The following is a 17,660-nucleotide window of genomic DNA, read 5'->3' as shown; positions in this document are numbered from 1 at the left end:
CCCCAATTCTGGGGGGAATAAGACCTTCAAAGTCCCTTCCGGTGCGCGCCTCCTAGGGCGAGTAAATCGCCCTTGGGTCGCACCGCAAAGTTGGGGGATTTAGGGGGCTTTAACTTTCACCAGATGAACGCGAATTCATTCCTTAATTCAGCAACGCCGAAAATCTTGCTCGTAGTCATCCCGATTGCTAAACCTGAAAATCTTTCACTGACTGGTTCACCCTACACTCGTTTACCCTACATTAGTTTAGCCAATCAATAAGAGTGTGAGTATAGTTCTTTTATCCTAACTATACTCGTTCACCAGATGTTATGGCCTTTGCCTGAATAGCCTTGTTCGCTAGACTCTTTGGTTTGCTTTTCTAACTCTTCAGCTAATTTGGCAAATTTTTTCATTTCATCAATTAATGCTGCTGCTCCACTATTTTGGGTTTTTGATTCTTGGTAAATCGACGTTTATCCTAATAATTTTATGTACATTAGTTATTTACCTGAGTCGCACGGATGAGTTTATATATGAGTAACTCTATAAAATTTGCTCTATTATTTTTATATTTCGTCGGACAATAAATGAATCCGGATTAAGTCTGGTGGTTGACTATGAAGGTATTGCTAACTAAATAGGCAAGATTGTCAAGTTTTTGATTACTATAGCAATAAGCATAATGGTTCGGACTTGCTCGGATTTTAAAATTGACAATCAACAATAGTTAATGAACAATGGTCAATTTTAAAGTAACCAATGACTAATAATACCTATACACACTATACACACTATACACACTATACACACTATACTTTGTACCTATGGCAACGGAAATCGAACGCAAATTTCTAGTAAAAGGCGAAGAGTGGCGGAAACTAGGCACTGGTAGTGTTTATCGCCAAGGTTACATTCGTACAACCAACCGCACTACTGTCCGGGTGCGCCTGGTGGGAGATCAAGGATATCTTACTATCAAAAGTCCAAAGGTGGGTTTTTCTAGAAAAGAGTATGAGTATCCTATCCCAGGCTCGGATGCTCAAGAAATGCTCGATACTTTGTGCCAGGGTCCCCTAATTGAGAAAACTCGTTATAAAATTGAACACGCTGGCTTGATTTGGGAAGTGGATGAGTTTGCTGGGGATAATCAAGGATTAATTTTGGCAGAAGTTGAACTAACTGATGAAAATCAGCATATTGAACTACCAGAATGGATTGGAATTGAAGTATCTGATGATCCGAGATACTTCAACTCCAATTTAGTTCAGCATCCCTATAGTCAATGGTTACACAGAATCTAGGCTATAGGGTGTGGGGTGTGGGGTATGGAACAGAATTTGGATTTATATATCAGGAGTTGTTTTAATCAGCGGCTTCCGGTAGTGCTGGCAGATGCTCTACTAATTGCTCAAGAGATTCTACATCAATGGCCACATCCATTAACTGTTCTAACTTTTCGACACTCAACCCCTTAACACGAGCTTGAATCTCAGGGGATAGGTCTCCAAAGCGCCTGTGAAGCAATCGTAGTAGCAGTCGCTCAGCTCCTTCCTGACGACCTTCTTGACGACCTTCTAAAATACCTTCCTGACGACCTTGCTTAATTCCCAACCTTTCGATACTCGTGACATACTTCATGTTGACCTCCTGTTCGTACTGGTTAAGTTCTTCACTAAAGGCTTGTTCTAGTCCTTCAGGTAAGTGCATTACCAAAATTATTGGGTTTAAAGCCTCGTGGTTCTAGGACGGCTTTTCTTTTAGACTTCGTATTGAAAGTTTGCACGCTAGTGTGCTATTGTAAAAGTATAAGCAATAAACTTTTGTACCAGCTAGATACTATCTAAACATAAGTAGGCAACGTAAAAAATATGTAGAGCTTACATATTGCGTAATTGGGTCTAACGACTTAAATGTCTATGAAAAATTTAGATAAAAAAGTATCTAGTTAAATAGATAAAGAAAGCGATGCAGCGCGGTATTGGGGGTCTCCACCATGAGCGACTGCATCAAGACAAGGTACGGTGGGGCACACCGAAACCTAGGTCATAGACCAAATACGCTTGTGGAGAGGAGACCTCTATTTATCCTGGCTCCGGCCTGGTTAAACAAGTCACCCCGTGGAAGCAAGAATCCCCGTCCTTCCAGGGCGGGGAGTGTCAACCAGTCGATGAAGTGATATAAGTTTAGGATGTCTTGTCCGCTGCTGGGTTAATCATTAATTTTCTCTAGTTCGGCTGATTAATCTAATTAATCACCAAACCCTGTTTCCCTGCTCTGAAAATATCTCTTTCGTAGGTAAAAATGGGGGCGGTGGGACTTGAACCCACACGACCGTTTAAGGTCAACGGATTTTCATTCTCCCGTAGCTTTCGCTACTGCCATAGCTGGCTCTTGAGAATTGGACTCTCCCTTTACCCTCGGCTTAACGTTAGGGTAGCTCCCGTCGAGTCTCTGCACCTTCCGAGAGGTTTTCCCGGCTTGGCTCAGGATTGCCTTATCTGTTACCAGACTTAGGTTTCCCTGAATTTGAGAGCATTCACATGACAGATTTCTCTATCAGTGCTCAATTTCCTTAAGTCCGTAGCGTCTACCATTCCGCCACGCCCCCTGGTTGAGTTAGATAGCTGTGGGTTTGTCTTTACCCATCAACCTCTGTGATTTCACTGTTTTCTATTTAAACATGAACTGGGTCTACTATGCAAGTATACTGTTGTTGAAATTTTCAAGAGGGGGCAAACTCTGGCTTTGGGGCAACACAGGGCAGCATGTTCGACCTAAGGTAGTATAGTAGGGTTGAGCGATTGACCTTGGCCTTTGGGCCACGCTAAGCGAATGGTCACGCTACGCGATGCTCCGTAGGAGCTGCTAAAAGCGATTGACCGTAGGTCACGCTACGCGATCGCATTTTTGTCTTCTGTGTCCTAAACCAAAATTCTATGATTACTGCGATACTGTACCTGTCTTTGGCAGGAGCCTACTTATTGGTATTCCCTCTCGCCATCTATCTTTACCTACAGAAACGGTGGTACGTTGTTAGCTCCTTCGAGCGAGGCTTCATGTACTTCCTGGTCTTCTTATTCTTTCCAGGTTTATTACTCTTCAGTCCAATCTTAAACCTCCGCCCCAAGCGGCGTCAGCCACAAGGGTAAGTCAGTTACTTAAGCGATCATTAGTAATTCATGCGACGAATTGACGCGATTGGAATTGCCCTTGGTATCTTTGCTGCTGGCGGCATAGCCTACTTGATCTTTCAGCTGGCTGGGTACGATCAAATTAAAGCCGGGATTTGGAGTCAAGTCCTCTTGGTTGGGGGGTTATTTGGGTGGGTGCTAACCTACTTGTTTCGAGCCCTGACCCAAACCATGACCTATAACCAGCAGGTGAAAGAGTATAAAGATGCTGTCCTGCAAAAGCGGCTCGAAGAAATGACACCAGAAGAACTTGCCCAACTCCAAGCAGAGGTGGAACAGGAAAAGCGTTTGACTAAGGCAGAGGGCGATTCCTCTATATCCCCTCTTAAGCAGGAGGGGCAGGGGCAAAACTAGATGACGAATGACCAATGACAAAAATTTCCGATTGCTTCGGATCCCTGAGATCTAACTCCCAGTGTGCTCTGATTCCTTTTATTACCGCTGGGGATCCCGATTTAGAAACCACAGCCAAAGCCTTGCGGGTACTCGACCAATCTGGTGCTGACATCATTGAACTGGGAGTACCCTATTCCGATCCTTTGGCCGATGGTCCAACTATCCATGCTGCTGCTACTAGAGCATTACAAAAAGGTGTGCAGTTGGATGATGTTCTGGCAATGGTAAAGGAGGTTAGCCCAGAGTTACAAGCGCCAATTGTCTTATTTACCTACTACAATCCCATTCTCAACCGAGGGATTAATTCGTTTTTAGAGCAGATTGCTCAAGTGGGGGCGAAAGGGTTAGTGGTGCCTGATTTACCCCTCGAAGAAGCTGAAATTTTGCTGAAACCCGCAGCAGAGCTTGGGATTGAAGTGATATTGTTAGTGGCACCAACTTCACCAACAGAACGGATTGAAGCGATCGCTAAACAGTCTCAAGGCTTTATTTACTTAGTCAGTGTTACCGGTGTCACCGGGATGAGAACTCAGCTGCAATCACGGGTAAAAGACTTACTCAATCAGATGCGTGATGTAACCGATAAGCCGATCGGGGTTGGCTTTGGTATCTCCGAGCCAGAACAGGCTAAGCAGGTCAAAGATTGGGGAGCAGATGCCGTGATTGTAGGTAGCGCTATAGTAAAGCGTTTGGCAGATGGGACGCCATCAGAAGGGTTGTCAGCCATTGGAGACTTTTGCCAAAGCCTGAAATTAGCGATTACAGAGTGAAGCCATGGTTACTCAGGCTTGGCATTTACTGTCTAGGATACCGATCACAAACTACTGATCGGATTAATCCTTCGTATTTAGATTCTGTTTGATATCCAGATACATTCTCGGATTGAAATTCTTTCTGGGATTTATGGATTTCGTTTCCAAACACTGTTACGTAACTCCCAAAGCTGAAAGCCCCGCGTTTTTAAACCGGGGATGAAAGCTCATAGCGACTTTAGTCGCCGTGAAAAAAAACTTGGTGAGGACTTGACAGATTATGCTAGGCGTGTTAGCACAACAATATATCAAAAGAGATCGAAATTCGTTCGCGTAGCGTGATCGAAGGTCAATGATTATTATTGAGTTCAAAGCATATGGTAACCCTCATCAGTATCTAGCTATTGACGAGGCTATTCGGACGGTTAAATTTATTCGCAATAGCTGCATTCGTCTGTGGATTGATAACAAAGGGACAGGGAAATATGACCTCAGCAAGTACAGTAAAGTACTGGCTAAAGAGTTTTCCTTTGCTAATGAATTAAACTCAACGGCTCGACAGGCTGCGGCTGAAAGAGCATGGTCATCGATTTCTCGCTTTTTTGAGAATTGCAAGAAAAAAGTTCCTGGGAAGAAAGGTTTTCCGAAATTCCAAAATCATTGTAGATCGGTTGAATACAAGCAGTCAGGATGGAAGTTATCCCCTGACAAAAAGTCGTTCGCGAAGCGTCGGCTTTGCCGAATCACCTTCAGTGACAAAAAAGGAATCGGAAAGCTAAAGCTCAAGGGTACATGGGATTTGTGGCGCTTCGACAAGAATCAAATCAAGCGAGTTCGCATAGTAAAAAGAGCTGATGGCTACTACATTCAGTTTTGCGTTTCTGTTGACGTAAAAGAACAATTAGAACCGGCTGATGCCACTTTGGGATTGGATGTAGGGCTAAAAGAATTATACACCGATTCTAGAGGAAATACCGAACCTAATCCCCGTTTTTATAGAGCCGGTGAAAAGCGCTTAAAGTTTTATCAACGCCGAGTTTATCGGAAAAAGAAAGGCTCATCCAACCGAAAAAAAGCCATTAATCAATTAGCTAGGCAGCACCTCAAAATAAGTAGGCAACGTGAAGAACATGCCAAGAGACTGGCACGTTGCGTAATCCGGTCTAACGACCTGGTCGCCTATGAAGATTTGAGAGTCAAGAATCTAGTCAAAAATCACTGTCTAGCTAAATCTATTAATGACGCTGGTTGGTATCAATTTAGGAAATGGTTGGAGCATTTTGGTCAGAAGTTTGGCAGAGTCACTGTTGCAGTGAATCCTGCTTATACAAGCCAAAACTGCTCAGAATGCGGCGAGGTAGTAAAAAAGTCACTATCAACCAGAACCCACGTCTGCGAATGTGGCTGTGAACTAGACCGTGACCACAACGCCGCGATCAATATTTTAAAGAGAGCCTTGGGTACGGTGGGGCACACCGGAACCTGGATCATAGATCCCAACGCTTCGGGAGATCTGACCTCTACTGTTCTTGGTTCCGGCCAGGTTCAGCAAGTCGGGTCGTTGAGCGAAGAATCCCCGGGTCTAATGACCGGGGAGTGTCAAGAAATCCTCTTTCATACTGATAACTGTCCAACCACGAGCGTCGGCCTCCCGGAGAGCATTCTCGGCACCTGTATCGTATACATATTCGCGGGGATCATCGTGGTGAACCAGCATCATCAAAGCTGGACCGTCTTGGTCGTCAGTGTACTGAAGCATTTCTAAATCACCATCGGAATTACCAATGGTAATAATTGGTTTTTTACCAATGTAGCGGTCAATGTCCACTACTTTACCTTCGTTATTATTAATGGGTTTGACCAGTATTGGTGTCTTAATCAAAACATGAGAGCCATCGTCTTTGGTAATAAACTTGGTTTGGACGGTGGTACCAATAATATTTTCAGGGGGAACACCGTAGGCATCTTCAGCATAGGAGCGAATGAAATCAAGTCCCGCCCCAGAACAAATATAGACCTTGAAATCATTACTCCTGAGATAATTGACCAGTTCAACCATGGGCTGGTAAGTAACCTTTATGTATGGAATACCAAAGTCTGGATGCTTTGAATTATCCAGAAAGAACCTCGCCTTCTGTTTATAGTCTTCCGGTGTTAATCCCTGCAGTTTCAGGTCTTCAAAAATGGCATTCCTTTTATTTGAAAAGGCATTCCCTAGCATATCTTTGATAAATAACCCGTAAATATTTTTGGGTTTTTCATTCCACAGGGTTCCATCATTATCAAAGACCGCGATGCGATCGCCTTGACGAACGTAGTTATCACTGTTGGGGTTGGTAACCTCTTGCACAAAGTCAAAAATCGTTTGCTTAGCCGCACCCTGATTCCAAGACAGTAAGGGGTCATAGTCCGCAGCAGCAGGGGGACATCCCACAAAGCCTCCTAGGCAAAACACTGATAAGAGAATCGATAGGAAAACTAAGAACGTTCTTTTTTTCATAATTAAGGCTTTTCGGGTGTAATTGCTGATCCGCTTCAAGGCAAACAACGCTATTTTTACCGACCAAACCAATCTTGTCAATATAGCGCTACGCCCAAGGCAAAAGGCAAAAGGCAAGAGGCAAAAGTTGACGTGCATTAGCGCACCGAGGGAGTAGGTTTTTACATTTAGAGTCAAAGGGAGAGTGTGGGATTCCCGATTCCCTGTTCCCTAAAAACTAAGAACGAAAGTACCTAACAGCAATTGCAAACCGCTGACCCCTGAAAGCTGACCGCTGATTGCTGTTAGCGCAGCGTCTGCGTAGGGCATATACTTACAAAAAAAATAGCCGTAGAAATACTATCCACGGCTATGTCAATCACATATGTCAGAAGTTTCCAAAACCCTTGGTGAAGGGGGGAAACCCCCCCAGAAAATTAGCGATGCAGCGCGGTCTTGGGGAGCCAGTGCGGTCTTGGGGGTTCCCCCCATGAGCAACTGGCGTGGTTTCCCCCATGAGCGACTGCATCAAGACAAGGTGTTATGGCAATAACCAATACTTGGTCATAGTCGTCATTACTTCACCTGGAATATCAGTCGGTTAGAGTCGATGCCCGGTATTATCCGGGGCACCTCTCCTTCAGAACCGTACGTGAAGGTTTCCCCTCATACGGCTCCTAGATATTCTCTCCCTTAGGAGTGCTCCAGTGTATCTGTTGATGGGAACAACTAGTGGGGTGGTTGAGGGTATTAATAACAAATTAAAAGTTATTAAACGTTCAGCTTATGGATTCAGAAACTTTAAAAACTTTCAATCCAGATGTTTACTTAATTGGAATTTTAACTAATATTTTAGCATACTAGGTACTGAAGAACCATAATTGGTAGAAAAATTTCTGCAAGAGCTGCCCACAGACCGTCCTTACAGCTTATCCCTATAGGGTACCAGGACTAGAATGTGCGCGGAAAATTTGCTAAATTATAGTGTTTTTGGCAACATTATTTTAGTAATAAAACTGACAAAATTCATTAATTTTTCCTCTTCTCGAATAAAATACTCCCTTAGCCTATCTAGTGCTATTTTTCTGAGTCTCGGAACTGCAGAAATAGCCACTGCTGCCACTTTCAGTGATGCACCCATTTTTTCTGAAGTTGATAGCTTCAGTACTACCATTACAACCAATGGCAATCCGGCAGACATTTACTTTCCAGTTGTATCTAGGACTAGCAAGGAATTATTTCCCACTACCATCCTCTTGCCAGGTGGATTGGTAGACAAATCCTTCTACTCTAGTTTTGCGACTCAGGTTGCTAGCTACGGCTTTGTGGTTGTCGTTCCTAACAATAGGGTATCTCTACCCCAGTTTAATTTTGAAGGATTGCTTCCTGAAGCTTCGCAAATTAACTCGATTTTCGACTTTATTATTGCAGAAAGCGAGAATTATAATTCCCAGCTTGCGGGTATTGTGGATACCGAGAAGCTAGGTTTACTCGGTCATTCCCAAGGGGGGGCAGTCGGTTTAACCGCGATTGAAGATTCCTGTATTTTTCCCCTCTGTTTGGATGATTTTAATCGTCCAGAAGCACTTATGGCCGGTGCTTTCTACGGTACAAATCGATTCGATCCCTTCTTAATGGAATTTGTTCCTACGGCTAATGATGGCATTCCTGTGGCCTTAGTTCAAGGAAGCCTCGATGCTCGGGCAACCCCTGAGGAAGCTTTGGGGACTTTTGAGTTAATCCAAGATCCTCCCAAGGCATTGATTACCGTTGCAGGTGCCAATCACTTTAGTATTACTAATGTTAATAATCCCCCTGGTGCGCGACCCGATTTTAGCAATCCCACTCTAGCTCAGGATGAAGCGATTGAAACCATTGCCCGTTGGAGTGCTTTGTTCTTGCGCGCTAATCTTCTAGATGATGCCAACGCTTTTGAGTTTGTATTCGATACAGGGGCAAAATTAGATCCTAATGTCACTGTGATTGCTGAGGTGAAAACTGTTCCGGAACCAAGTTCCCTGTTTGGGGTATTGGCAGTAGCTATGGGCGGTATTAGTTGGCTGTGGCAGCGTAAATAGGGGTTAGTGTGCTGCCCAGGGTAAGGGCAAAAATTAAGGCTCTCCTAGAGTGGCTATGATAAATTAGTATAAAATAATCGCCGTAAACCTTACTAAGTAAGCTTTTGAGTAATTTAAAAATGCATTTTTATTAAAATGGCATTTTTAGTTCATTGAATCCCTTGCTATTGAAGGGGTAATCGCTCATTTAAACTACTCATTTACCACACCCATTGTAGGAGAGCCAAAATTAATACAGCGGTTTGCACTTCAGTTAGGTACTTTCGTTTTGGGTTTGTAGGGACTTCGGAGCAGGGAGCAGGGACTGAGGCCGTGGGCCACGCGGGGCGCGTTCGGAAGTGGGAAGTCGGAAGTGGGAAGAGGAGAAACAATGTGTACCTGATAGTTATGCAAACCGCCGTAAGGAGTAATTATTACTAACAATATTGAAAAAAACTATTGAAAAAAAGTACAATAGTGCTGATAATCAAAGATTACTATGGTCATAATACTTGCCTTTTATCACATTTTGGCTCAATTTTTTATCGGCTTACCCTGCTCTCTACTCCCTACTCCCTAAAATCCCAAGGGCTGGGTAACTCACCCGATTGATAACTGCTATCTATTTAATAGAAAGAAAGGGGTTGAAAAAAAATGCGATGCGCGAGCATTGAGCCGCTACGCGAACGCATTTGTTTTATGAATCTGGGGTATGCGATGCGCGAGCATTGAACCCCTACGCGATCGCATCAGGGAGTTGACTTGGTGATCGCGAGAGCTATGCCATCCTGTAGGTGCGAGTATATAGGTGCGAGTATAGCGATCGCGTAGCGTGGCCTACGGCCAATCGCTTTCTTTGTTAACTTAGAGTAGGTTAAGTCAGACTAGAGGGACTAAAGAACCATGAATGATCGTGATCAGATTCAGGACAAGCAGTCAACTGACCAGTCAGAGGAAAAATTATTCCGACAATGGTATCGTTTTATTAAGGATCATGGATTCACCTGGAAAGGAATTCTTTCTCGATATAAGGGTAACGGAAGTCTTGATGAAGTCCTTGATTCCACAAGAAGATTTACTCCTCTAGCAGATGCATCTCAAATTGAGCATTATGTGTGTTTTCTTAACCAAGACGATCCCTCGAAAGTCCAAGAAAATACGTGGATTATTGAAAAATGCGGTCCAGGTATCTCTCACCCCATCGATCTGAGTTCAACGACGATGTTTTCATCTAAATCCTCTGGTATATTGAGTAGACCTTTTAGGAAAGACCAGGTCAACTTGACCGAGATTTACCTGTTGGAAGGGAACCGTCGTATCAGTGTGGTAATTAGCTATTTCCCCGATCGCTCCAAGGAATCAGGCAATCCATGTGTACTCTCCAGGATTTCCTTGTTCCGGGAAGTGAAACTTGACGTTGTCCCATTTCCCTGGTCTAATCAGAGACCAGAGGTAAGTAATCGGGATTATCCGAGCATTAAGGCGATAGATACCCTGGTATTACGATCAGGCACATTTGATGAAATTCCCCTGCCAGATTACCCTGTCCATTGGCCGAAGGACGGTCGATTAATCTTTGATTTTCCCGACGGAATTTCCATAAACGTGCCAGAAACCCTTGAGCCTGGCCACGATAGCACTCTTATCCTTAGTTGGAGATACAGCACCGATCGGATCAAGAGAGGGATTGCTAACTTCACGGATGATACCCGCACAGCTGATTTGATTACACAGGAATGCGTGATTGTCTAAAAATAGGGTGGGCAATGTCTAGCAAGCCTTAGTACTAAGATTGACATTAAAGGTTTAGTATTGCTGGCGTCAGTGCCGAAAAAGCTCCAGATTCGCCATCTTTGATGGTCAGTTGTTTCATAGAGGAAGTTATCTATGAGAGTTGATACCAAAACACCAGAAGCAGTACAAAAAACTGGCACCGCTCCTATAGCTGAAACACAGCAAGAGTTCAACTGGCAGCAGTGCTGGTATCCTGTTACCTTTGTGCAAGACCTGCCCACAGACCGTCCTTACAGCTTTTCCCTGTACGACGAGCCTTTGGTCTTGTTCAGAAACCAAGATGGTAAGCTAGCCTGTTTAACAAACCGCTGCCCTCACCGCGCCGCTAAACTCTCAGAGGGACAAATCATTGATGGTAAAATTGAGTGCTTATATCACGGCTGGCAATTTGGTCGAGATGGTCAATGTTTACACATTCCCCAGTTACCAGAAGATGCCAAGATTCCAGCCAAAGCCTGTGTGCAATCCTTTACGGTTGTGGAACGGCAAGGTATTGTCTGGGTATGGATGGGGAAACCTGAAGCTGCTGATCAAGAGGGAATCCCAACTGTAGCGGATTTGGACAATCCTACAGTTGCCAGCTCAGACTATATGATAGACCTCCCCTACGACCAAACCTATTTTATAGAAAATGCCCTCGATCCCTCTCACCTCTACATCAGTCACGAGGGCACCCTAAGTAGTCGAAAATACGCTCAACCCTTAGAAATGGAAGTCCTGGAAAGTTCTACTTTTGGGATTCGAGGCAGGTACCGAAAAACCAGGCAAAAGAATAGCCCATGGGTAAACCTTGATTTCGTTGCTCCCAATTTAGTGACCTACAGAAGCTCAAGTGGGGAAAAATCAGTTCGTATCGGTGGAGCAGCACTTTATTCCCTTCCTCTAGGTAAAGGCAAATGCCGTATTATTATCAGGAATTATAATAATCACTCTACCTGGAAACTGAAGCTACAGCCTCGTTGGATGGAACACTGGTACCGAGACAAATTCTTAGAAGAAGATTTACCACTTGTGGTGGGACAGCAGGCAGAAGTGGAGCGGTTGGGAACAAGCCTAAACTCACTGTATTTACAACTCAAAACATCGGATATGTTGTTGATTGAGTATCGCAAGTGGCTCGATAAGTTCGGAACGTCTTTACCTTTTTATCAAGGCTATTCCACCAGGAAGCTATCCCAGAAAGAACGAGAGGATAATCAGCAACCAGCTCCCCTAGACCGATTAAGGCGACATACTCAAATCTGTGGTTCCTGCAATCGAGCCTATCAGGTAACCAACCGGTTAAAAACGACTTTTGTGGGAGTAGCGATCGCATTGGCGGCTTTGGCAATAGTTACGGATGGTTCTGGGACTGAACTAATAGCTAGTTTAGGGTCTGGCTCAGCCGTTGTTATAGCAACAGTTGCCCATCAAGTTAAAACCCATTTCGAGCGTTCTTACACTCGTCATTAAGGCTAATTTTGGCTCAACGCCATGTAAGCATTCAGGCGTCAGCTATCAGCCGTCAGCTTATTTTATTCAAAAGCTGTTCGGTGTAGCTTGCGCTATGGGCATAAACTGTTGCCGTAGCGTAGCCACAGGCTTTTGGCTGATAGCTGATAGCACCTCAAGTAGCCTGTGCCACGCTACGGGAAAAGCTTTTGAATAAAACAGGTAACCATTCATTTAATATGAGTTAAGTCTGCTGACGGCACCTCAAGTAGCGTGAGCTCTTATAGCAGTCGCCAGGGTAATTAGGACATGACAAAAGTCTCAAACTACAGTTTGGCTTGAGTTTAACTTCTGACAAATGACTTCTGACTTCTGACTTCTGCTATAGCTCACGGCTGACGGCTGAATGCTTAGAGGTTGTCTGAGAAGTCTCATTTGCTACATCAAAGCCCCCTAAATCCCCCAATTTTGGGGGACTTTTAGAAACAAATTGACTCTTTTTCCCCCCAAATTTGGGGGGCTAGGGGGGCAAAATTCAGTATAAAAAAACTTTTCAGATATCCTCTTACCTAACAGCTACCAAAAAGATTACCGAAAGATGACAATACCCACCAATAATCCCAAGGAATTTAGACAATTTGAATATTGTGGATGGCAACAGTCAGTAGACCAATACCATTCCTCTTTTTCGTCTCTGACTAGCCAAACTATCGACACTCTGCTCGATAGTGTAAATGCGGCAATGGATATGGAATTACTTGATATTGCCACTGGTCCTGGTTATGTCGCTGCCCAGGCCCAGAAGCGAGGATGTAAGGTGACGGGGGTAGATTTATCAGACGCTATGGTTGCCAAAGCCAGGCAACTCAATCCCCAGATCGAATTTTTTCAGGGGGAAGCCGAATCATTACCCTTTGCCGAATCTCGATATCAAGCAGCCGTAATGAACTTTGGAATTTTGCATTTGGCTGAACCAGAAAAGGCACTGGGTGAAGCATTTCGGGTAATTCGTAGCCAGGCCAAGTTTGGCTTTACTGTGTGGAGTAAGCCAGAAAAATCGATAGCGTTGAAGATTATGAATAAGGCGATTGAGACCTATAAAAATTCAGAGGTTACTCTTCCAGAAGGGCCGCCATTTTTTCTATTTAGTGAACCGGATTATTGCTTCAAGTGTTTGCAAAATTTAGGATTTAAGAATCCTTCTGTGCAGGAAATTTCCCTACTCTGGGAACTTAGCAGTGCCGATGAACTTTTTGATGCTTTTTATAAAGGCACTGCAAGAACAGGTGGTATACTGCGCGCTCAAACTAGTAAATCCCTTGACAATATACGGGCAGCGATTCACCAGGAAACGGCAAGCTATAGGCAAAATAATCGACTGCTTCTGCCTATGTCAGCCCTAGTTGTATCTGCTCAGAAACCTTGAACTCTCCCCGAACTAAAGTAATACCAATTCTTTAAAGTAGGACTACAGATCCAGATGAGGAGATGGGGCACTCACAGGGGTAGGTTTTTTACATTAGGGAACTGATCGAAAAACCTGGGTGTTAATTACTGTTCTTGCCCACCTATTCCCCTGACTTCAACCCCATCAAGCATTGGTGGCACAAAGAGAAGACGGCCATTAGGAAAGAGTTGCCTAAGTATGATTTTAATCTTGACAAGGTAGTCGATGCAGCCTGACAGGATCTGTAAATATAACAGCGCGCAGTGCTATAAAGGCCATCTGCCAATGTGCTGTCACTGAGCATCTTTCTGGAGAATTGCTGGGTAGATTTGCTCTGTTGCTCTGGCAAGCTGGTATCGGTCATCAATTTCTGCCCAGAGTAGATCGCTAATCACCGTATAGTAAACTGGATAGGATTTTGCTGCTGCTATCAGCCCATCAGTTTCATAATTCAGCTTGAGGCTCGTTTTAAATCCTACGGTGGCTTGGGCCAACATACTTTGAAACAAAGGCTGGGATATTTTGGAAATACCGACCAATTCACCGGCAATTTGACTCCCCAGTTCAGCCTTATTTTTAGACATCGCAACGATTGTCTCACCTGAAGTTTCTACATACACTTCATCACCAGCATTGGTTTGACCAGATAGCAAGACGACATTGTCTTTAGGAAAGTTCAAGACTGCTGTCAAAGCACGCTGTTCGTAAATCAGATCTGATTCCAACAACAGAAAATCACCCTCAATCAGATCACGGGCACAATAGAGGGAATACATGGTACCTGATTCGGCATAGTGTGGGTTATGAACCGTCAATATCTGGTCATTAAAACGTTGCTGCAGACGCTCATAAAAGTCAGATAAATGACCAGTGACAATGATGATGCGCTGCATACCGCAGGCAGTCAGGCGCTCTATCGATTCCTCAATAATGGGTTGCTCTCCCAACTGGAGAAACCCTTTAGGAGTCGATTGCCCTAGTTCCTGCAGTCTAATGCCCATACCAGCAGCTAGAATAACAGCTGTTTCTACTTCCATTAGTGTTTATGAATCAAGACATTGAAACGATATTTGCTATTGTCGTAGGCTTGAAGGCACTGATCTTCAGTCGTTACCTGAACCGACTCAGTTGCTAGAACTTGTTGGAACCAGTCCTTGCTGTAGTACAAATGATCGAGTCCCCGATACCTCTCCTCATATTCCGCATCTCCGATGGCTGCTTTCCGGGCACTGATTGCTGCTTCCTGCTTAGACAGATCAGGAAGATCAAGAACGCCGATACTTTTCTGGGCGATTTGAACCATGCCCCGGAGGACCTCTGCTGCATACTCATAGGTTGGGAAATAATGGAAGACCCCCCCTGACACCACAACATCGAATTGACGGTCTCTTGGTAGATCAATTGCTTCTCCTAGGCTGATCGTGGCTTGGGGCATGGCCGCTCGGGCAATCTTGACCAAGTTAGCTGAGTAATCAATTCCCGCGACGGGGTTTCCTTGTTGGTAAAACGGATAGAGAAAAGCACCTGCACCACACCCAACTTCCAACAATGAATCCTTTGGGGTGATGTTGAGCCGAGCCGCGATATGCTTCCCATAAGCCATCCAGCCAGACTCTTGCACACCTGATGACCAGGGAGGATCGTAGCCATTTGCAACCAGCAAAGAAACTAAAGTTGGCTGCTCTACGTGATCAGCCTGTCTGCGATTCCAGATGTCGTGCCAATTGTTCTGCAATGTCTAATCTTTAAATAGCTCTAAAACAATATGTATGTTACACCCTAATGTATTACTTTGTCTACAGTGAGCATCTCTATTCAGCAATTATGATTTGGGAAAAGATACAAATCATGTTCTATGGTGTTTATATAGAACACATTAAAATTTTTATATTATATTAATATAAATTATTCAGATTGTATTATTTGATTGACCAGTTTAAGCGTTCGCAAATAGAACTGAATAACGTCATATTTATCCGTCACAGTTTACCATAAGTTGCAAAAACTGGATGACTGAGTATTTTGATATCTTCTTCAGTTAATGAGGGATGCCATACATCGATAACTAAGACAACTCTTGATTTTTCCCCTTGATGCAATACTTCATGCTCAAATGAATCGTCAAACGCCATAGCTTTACCTTGGTGCCAAAAGCGCCATTCATTTCCTACTCGTATTTTTGCACTTTCTGGTTCGGGTATGCGCACTCCTAAATGGTATCTCAATCTTAAGTTTGAAGAACCACTATGGGGCAATATATGACTATCATAAACTAACTCGGAAAACAGCACAAAACCAAAGTTAATACAAAGGGGTAATTTTTCGAGTATTGAAAGTGTTTTTGGGCATAAATATGCTATAGCTTGTTTCTCTCGCCCAGTAGAAAAAATAAATATACCATTCCATTGACCTGACCCCATTAAGCTAACATTATCGGGATGTTCTTTCATATATTCATCTATTTTGTTGTACTCAGATATAATTATTTCGGCATTTTGTTCGAGGATTGAGGTAATTTCATCGTTATCATCAAACCACGGTTTACTGTTGAGGGATGTACAGTACCAAACACTAGGGTTCGGATGGTTGATACCATCTTCTTCCCTGTGGGAATAGTAAATAGTATTGATGTCGTAATTTTTGGCAATCGCATCTCGTTTTCGTTGGAATATGTGTGCGTTAAATATGTGAAAAATTCCGCGCCAACTGACTGCATATTTTAAGGGTAAGTCATACCAAAATAAGTTGTTTAAATTTTCGGATTCTACACCATTTAATAATCTAGCGATATCCCGAGAGTCTTGGATATATTTAATGTATTTTTTCATCGTTAATATTTTTTATGGTTAATTGTGTGTAATATTCTCGTTCCTAATTCTACCCCCTTGAACAGTTAAGCGGATAATGATGTGATCTAATTTCTGAGGCTAACTTTAAGTTGATCAATCCTGGAGGGGGGTAAACTTTTGGAATGGGCATATTGGTGGAACGGGCATCTTGTTGTGGAACGGGCATCTTGTTGTGGAACGGGCATCTTGCCTCTTACAATTCCCGAGCAGGCAGGATGCCCACCCCACTGCTATTCATTGCTTAATTCAGTCAGCAACGCCCATAAAAACATATTTATTGTATACCTCAGTGTAGTATTATGAGTACATAAAACATCATCGATAAGACCGAAAATTGTAAAAGCAAAGCCATGATTAAAGAATATGAAAACTATCAGGATACATCCAAAAACTACGACACGACTCGTATCCCAATCGGGGTTGAGATTTTATTGGGTTGCTTTGCGACTACCCCTCGTCCTTTGCCAGAACAGGTGATCTTGGATGGTGGCTGTGGTACTGGAAACTATATCCAGACGTTGAATAGCAAAGTCAATAGCCTGTGGGGTCTAGAATTCAATGGGGGAATGTTGGCGCAAGCAAAAGAAAAGTTCCGCAATCACCCCAATATTCACTTAGATCAAGGCAGTCTTATCGATCTTCCCTATGAGAATCAAACCTTTGATGGGATAATGTGTAACCAGGTTCTCCATCACTTGGGTTCGGAAGACGCAGCTCAGGAAAATTTTCCTGAACTGGACCAGGTGTTTGAGCAAGCGTATCGAGTGCTGCGTCCCCAAGGCGTATTTGTGTGTAATACCAGCAGTCATCCCCAGATTTATGATGGATTTTGGTGGGCTGATCTGATTCCAGACGCGGTATCGAGAATCGCTAAACGTATGCCACCAATAGCATGCATTACTGAGAAATTGGATCAAGCTGGCTTTTGCTTTGGGGGCATTGTTGTCCCAATTCATGCTGTTATGCAAGGTGACAATTACCTTGACCCAGAAGGCCCCCTCAAGCAAACCTATCGGAATGGTGATTCTACTTGGTCTTTGGCGAAGCAAGGGGAATTAGAACAAGCATTGGAGCGAGTTGGAAATATGAACAAGGATGGAAGCATCGTTCACTATCTTGAGCAACGGGAAAGTTTGCGCCAAAAATTGGGGCAAACTACCTTTGTTTATGCCTACAAGAAACAGAGTTGAGAGCCTCCATGTTTTAATTTCTAGAAGGACGTGAATTAACGACCTTTTAGAATCTCCAATGCTATGGGCTAAGGCGCAAGCTTCGCCAATAG

At 43.6% G+C, this 17,660-nt stretch carries 17 protein-coding genes and 3 pseudogenes; 15 read left to right on the top strand and 5 right to left on the bottom strand.

Annotated features, from left to right (window positions below; all coding sequences use genetic code 11):
- Positions 1-806 precede the first annotated feature (806 nt).
- The gene (locus tag F6K63_RS09305) at positions 807-1,283 is read left to right on the top strand and encodes a CYTH domain-containing protein (RefSeq protein ID WP_008181315.1); all 477 of its coding nucleotides are present in this window, start codon (positions 807-809) and stop codon (positions 1,281-1,283) included.
- Between the two features lie 61 nt (positions 1,284-1,344).
- Here the strand turns inward: F6K63_RS09305 and F6K63_RS09300 are convergent, their stop codons facing one another.
- Positions 1,345-1,689 carry a DUF4351 domain-containing protein gene (locus F6K63_RS09300; RefSeq protein WP_008181312.1) on the bottom strand — a complete coding sequence of 115 codons (345 nt, stop codon included), beginning with the start codon at positions 1,687-1,689 and terminating at the stop codon, positions 1,345-1,347.
- 1,168 nt (positions 1,690-2,857) lie between these two features.
- Between F6K63_RS09300 and F6K63_RS09295 the strand changes: the two genes are divergently transcribed.
- The 5 genes from F6K63_RS09295 to F6K63_RS09275 all read left to right on the top strand — a co-directional run bounded on the left by F6K63_RS09295 (position 2,858) and on the right by F6K63_RS09275 (position 6,086).
- Entirely contained in the window at positions 2,858-3,019 is a 162-nt protein-coding gene (locus F6K63_RS09295) for a hypothetical protein (protein WP_229414427.1), read from the top strand.
- Positions 2,946-3,131 (top strand): NAD(P)H-quinone oxidoreductase subunit L, encoded by a 186-nt coding sequence (gene ndhL / locus F6K63_RS09290; RefSeq protein WP_229414425.1) that lies wholly within the window; start codon positions 2,946-2,948, stop codon positions 3,129-3,131. Before F6K63_RS09295 ends, ndhL begins: the two co-directional genes overlap by 74 nt.
- A 30-nt stretch (positions 3,132-3,161) precedes the next feature.
- Positions 3,162-3,527: a DUF3007 family protein gene (locus F6K63_RS09285; RefSeq protein ID WP_008182190.1), complete on the top strand. Its 366-nt coding sequence runs from the start codon at positions 3,162-3,164 to the stop codon at positions 3,525-3,527.
- Between the two features lie 14 nt (positions 3,528-3,541).
- A complete protein-coding gene (trpA, locus tag F6K63_RS09280) occupies positions 3,542-4,339 on the top strand; it encodes a tryptophan synthase subunit alpha (RefSeq protein WP_008182188.1) in 798 nt (265 codons plus the stop codon).
- A 334-nt stretch (positions 4,340-4,673) separates the two neighbouring features.
- Positions 4,674-6,086, top strand: a complete 1,413-nt coding sequence (locus tag F6K63_RS09275) for an RNA-guided endonuclease InsQ/TnpB family protein (protein WP_287311813.1) — start codon at positions 4,674-4,676, stop codon at positions 6,084-6,086.
- 45 nt (positions 6,087-6,131) lie between these two features.
- Here the strand turns inward: F6K63_RS09275 and F6K63_RS09270 are convergent.
- Positions 6,132-6,821, bottom strand: a pseudogene (locus F6K63_RS09270) (HAD family hydrolase); the annotation flags it as partial.
- 364 nt (positions 6,822-7,185) lie between these two features.
- Between F6K63_RS09270 and F6K63_RS09265 the strand changes: the two are divergent.
- The 7 genes and pseudogenes from F6K63_RS09265 to F6K63_RS09235 form a co-directional block, all read left to right on the top strand.
- Complete coding sequence (locus tag F6K63_RS09265; RefSeq protein WP_271970139.1) at positions 7,186-7,353, top strand: hypothetical protein; 168 nt, start codon at positions 7,186-7,188, stop codon at positions 7,351-7,353.
- A gap of 157 nt (positions 7,354-7,510) precedes the next feature.
- Positions 7,511-7,648, top strand: a pseudogene (locus tag F6K63_RS09260) (transposase); the annotation flags it as partial.
- A 123-nt stretch (positions 7,649-7,771) separates the two neighbouring features.
- Entirely contained in the window at positions 7,772-8,878 is a 1,107-nt protein-coding gene (locus tag F6K63_RS09255) for an alpha/beta hydrolase family protein (protein ID WP_287311810.1), read from the top strand.
- Between the two features lie 882 nt (positions 8,879-9,760).
- Positions 9,761-10,609 carry a DUF3598 family protein gene (locus F6K63_RS09250; protein WP_008191524.1) on the top strand — a complete coding sequence of 283 codons (849 nt, stop codon included), beginning with the start codon at positions 9,761-9,763 and terminating at the stop codon, positions 10,607-10,609.
- Between the two features lie 135 nt (positions 10,610-10,744).
- On the top strand, positions 10,745-12,103 hold the full coding sequence (locus F6K63_RS09245) for an aromatic ring-hydroxylating dioxygenase subunit alpha (protein WP_008191526.1): 1,359 nt from the start codon (positions 10,745-10,747) through the stop codon (positions 12,101-12,103).
- A gap of 577 nt (positions 12,104-12,680) precedes the next feature.
- Positions 12,681-13,508 carry a class I SAM-dependent methyltransferase gene (locus tag F6K63_RS09240; protein ID WP_287311808.1) on the top strand — a complete coding sequence of 276 codons (828 nt, stop codon included), beginning with the start codon at positions 12,681-12,683 and terminating at the stop codon, positions 13,506-13,508.
- Positions 13,509-13,600: 92 nt separating this feature from the next.
- Positions 13,601-13,765, top strand: a pseudogene (locus F6K63_RS09235) (transposase); the annotation flags it as partial.
- 57 nt (positions 13,766-13,822) lie between these two features.
- On the opposite strand, the gene F6K63_RS09230 reads toward F6K63_RS09235, so the two are convergent.
- The 3 genes from F6K63_RS09230 to F6K63_RS09220 all read right to left on the bottom strand — a co-directional run bounded on the left by F6K63_RS09230 (position 13,823) and on the right by F6K63_RS09220 (position 16,357).
- The gene (locus F6K63_RS09230; RefSeq protein ID WP_287251070.1) at positions 13,823-14,566 is read right to left on the bottom strand and encodes a phosphocholine cytidylyltransferase family protein; all 744 of its coding nucleotides are present in this window, start codon (positions 14,564-14,566) and stop codon (positions 13,823-13,825) included.
- Entirely contained in the window at positions 14,566-15,192 is a 627-nt protein-coding gene (locus tag F6K63_RS09225) for a class I SAM-dependent methyltransferase (protein WP_287311805.1), read from the bottom strand. The genes F6K63_RS09230 and F6K63_RS09225 overlap by 1 nt, the downstream gene beginning before the upstream one ends.
- Positions 15,193-15,508: 316 nt before the next feature.
- On the bottom strand, positions 15,509-16,357 hold the full coding sequence (locus tag F6K63_RS09220; RefSeq protein ID WP_287311803.1) for an aspartyl/asparaginyl beta-hydroxylase domain-containing protein: 849 nt from the start codon (positions 16,355-16,357) through the stop codon (positions 15,509-15,511).
- A gap of 143 nt (positions 16,358-16,500) precedes the next feature.
- Between F6K63_RS09220 and F6K63_RS09215 the strand changes: the two genes are divergently transcribed.
- Positions 16,501-16,623, top strand: a complete 123-nt coding sequence (locus F6K63_RS09215) for a hypothetical protein (RefSeq protein WP_287311801.1) — start codon at positions 16,501-16,503, stop codon at positions 16,621-16,623.
- A 105-nt stretch (positions 16,624-16,728) separates the two neighbouring features.
- Positions 16,729-17,568: a class I SAM-dependent methyltransferase gene (locus F6K63_RS09210; RefSeq protein WP_287311799.1), complete on the top strand. Its 840-nt coding sequence runs from the start codon at positions 16,729-16,731 to the stop codon at positions 17,566-17,568.
- The last annotated feature ends 92 nt before the right edge of the window (positions 17,569-17,660 follow it).

This window comes from Moorena sp. SIO1G6 (assembly GCF_010672795.1).
Lineage (GTDB): Bacteria > Cyanobacteriota > Cyanobacteriia > Cyanobacteriales > Coleofasciculaceae > Moorena > Moorena producens.
The sequence above is the reverse complement of the archived record's forward strand: the minus strand, read 5'-3'. Positions and strand labels throughout refer to the sequence as shown.

Coding starts and splice junctions, on each gene's coding strand:
- F6K63_RS09305 (WP_008181315.1), top strand. CDS start 807: ATGGCAACGGAAATCGAACGCAAATTTCTAGTAAAAGGCGAAGAGTGG.
- F6K63_RS09300 (WP_008181312.1), bottom strand. CDS start 1,689: ATGCACTTACCTGAAGGACTAGAACAAGCCTTTAGTGAAGAACTTAAC.
- F6K63_RS09285 (WP_008182190.1), top strand. CDS start 3,162: ATGCGACGAATTGACGCGATTGGAATTGCCCTTGGTATCTTTGCTGCT.
- trpA (WP_008182188.1), top strand. CDS start 3,542: ATGACAAAAATTTCCGATTGCTTCGGATCCCTGAGATCTAACTCCCAG.
- F6K63_RS09275 (WP_287311813.1), top strand. CDS start 4,674: ATGATTATTATTGAGTTCAAAGCATATGGTAACCCTCATCAGTATCTA.
- F6K63_RS09265 (WP_271970139.1), top strand. CDS start 7,186: ATGTCAGAAGTTTCCAAAACCCTTGGTGAAGGGGGGAAACCCCCCCAG.
- F6K63_RS09250 (WP_008191524.1), top strand. CDS start 9,761: ATGAATGATCGTGATCAGATTCAGGACAAGCAGTCAACTGACCAGTCA.
- F6K63_RS09245 (WP_008191526.1), top strand. CDS start 10,745: ATGAGAGTTGATACCAAAACACCAGAAGCAGTACAAAAAACTGGCACC.
- F6K63_RS09240 (WP_287311808.1), top strand. CDS start 12,681: ATGACAATACCCACCAATAATCCCAAGGAATTTAGACAATTTGAATAT.
- F6K63_RS09230 (WP_287251070.1), bottom strand. CDS start 14,566: ATGGAAGTAGAAACAGCTGTTATTCTAGCTGCTGGTATGGGCATTAGA.
- F6K63_RS09220 (WP_287311803.1), bottom strand. CDS start 16,357: ATGAAAAAATACATTAAATATATCCAAGACTCTCGGGATATCGCTAGA.
- F6K63_RS09215 (WP_287311801.1), top strand. CDS start 16,501: ATGGGCATATTGGTGGAACGGGCATCTTGTTGTGGAACGGGCATCTTG.
- F6K63_RS09210 (WP_287311799.1), top strand. CDS start 16,729: ATGATTAAAGAATATGAAAACTATCAGGATACATCCAAAAACTACGAC.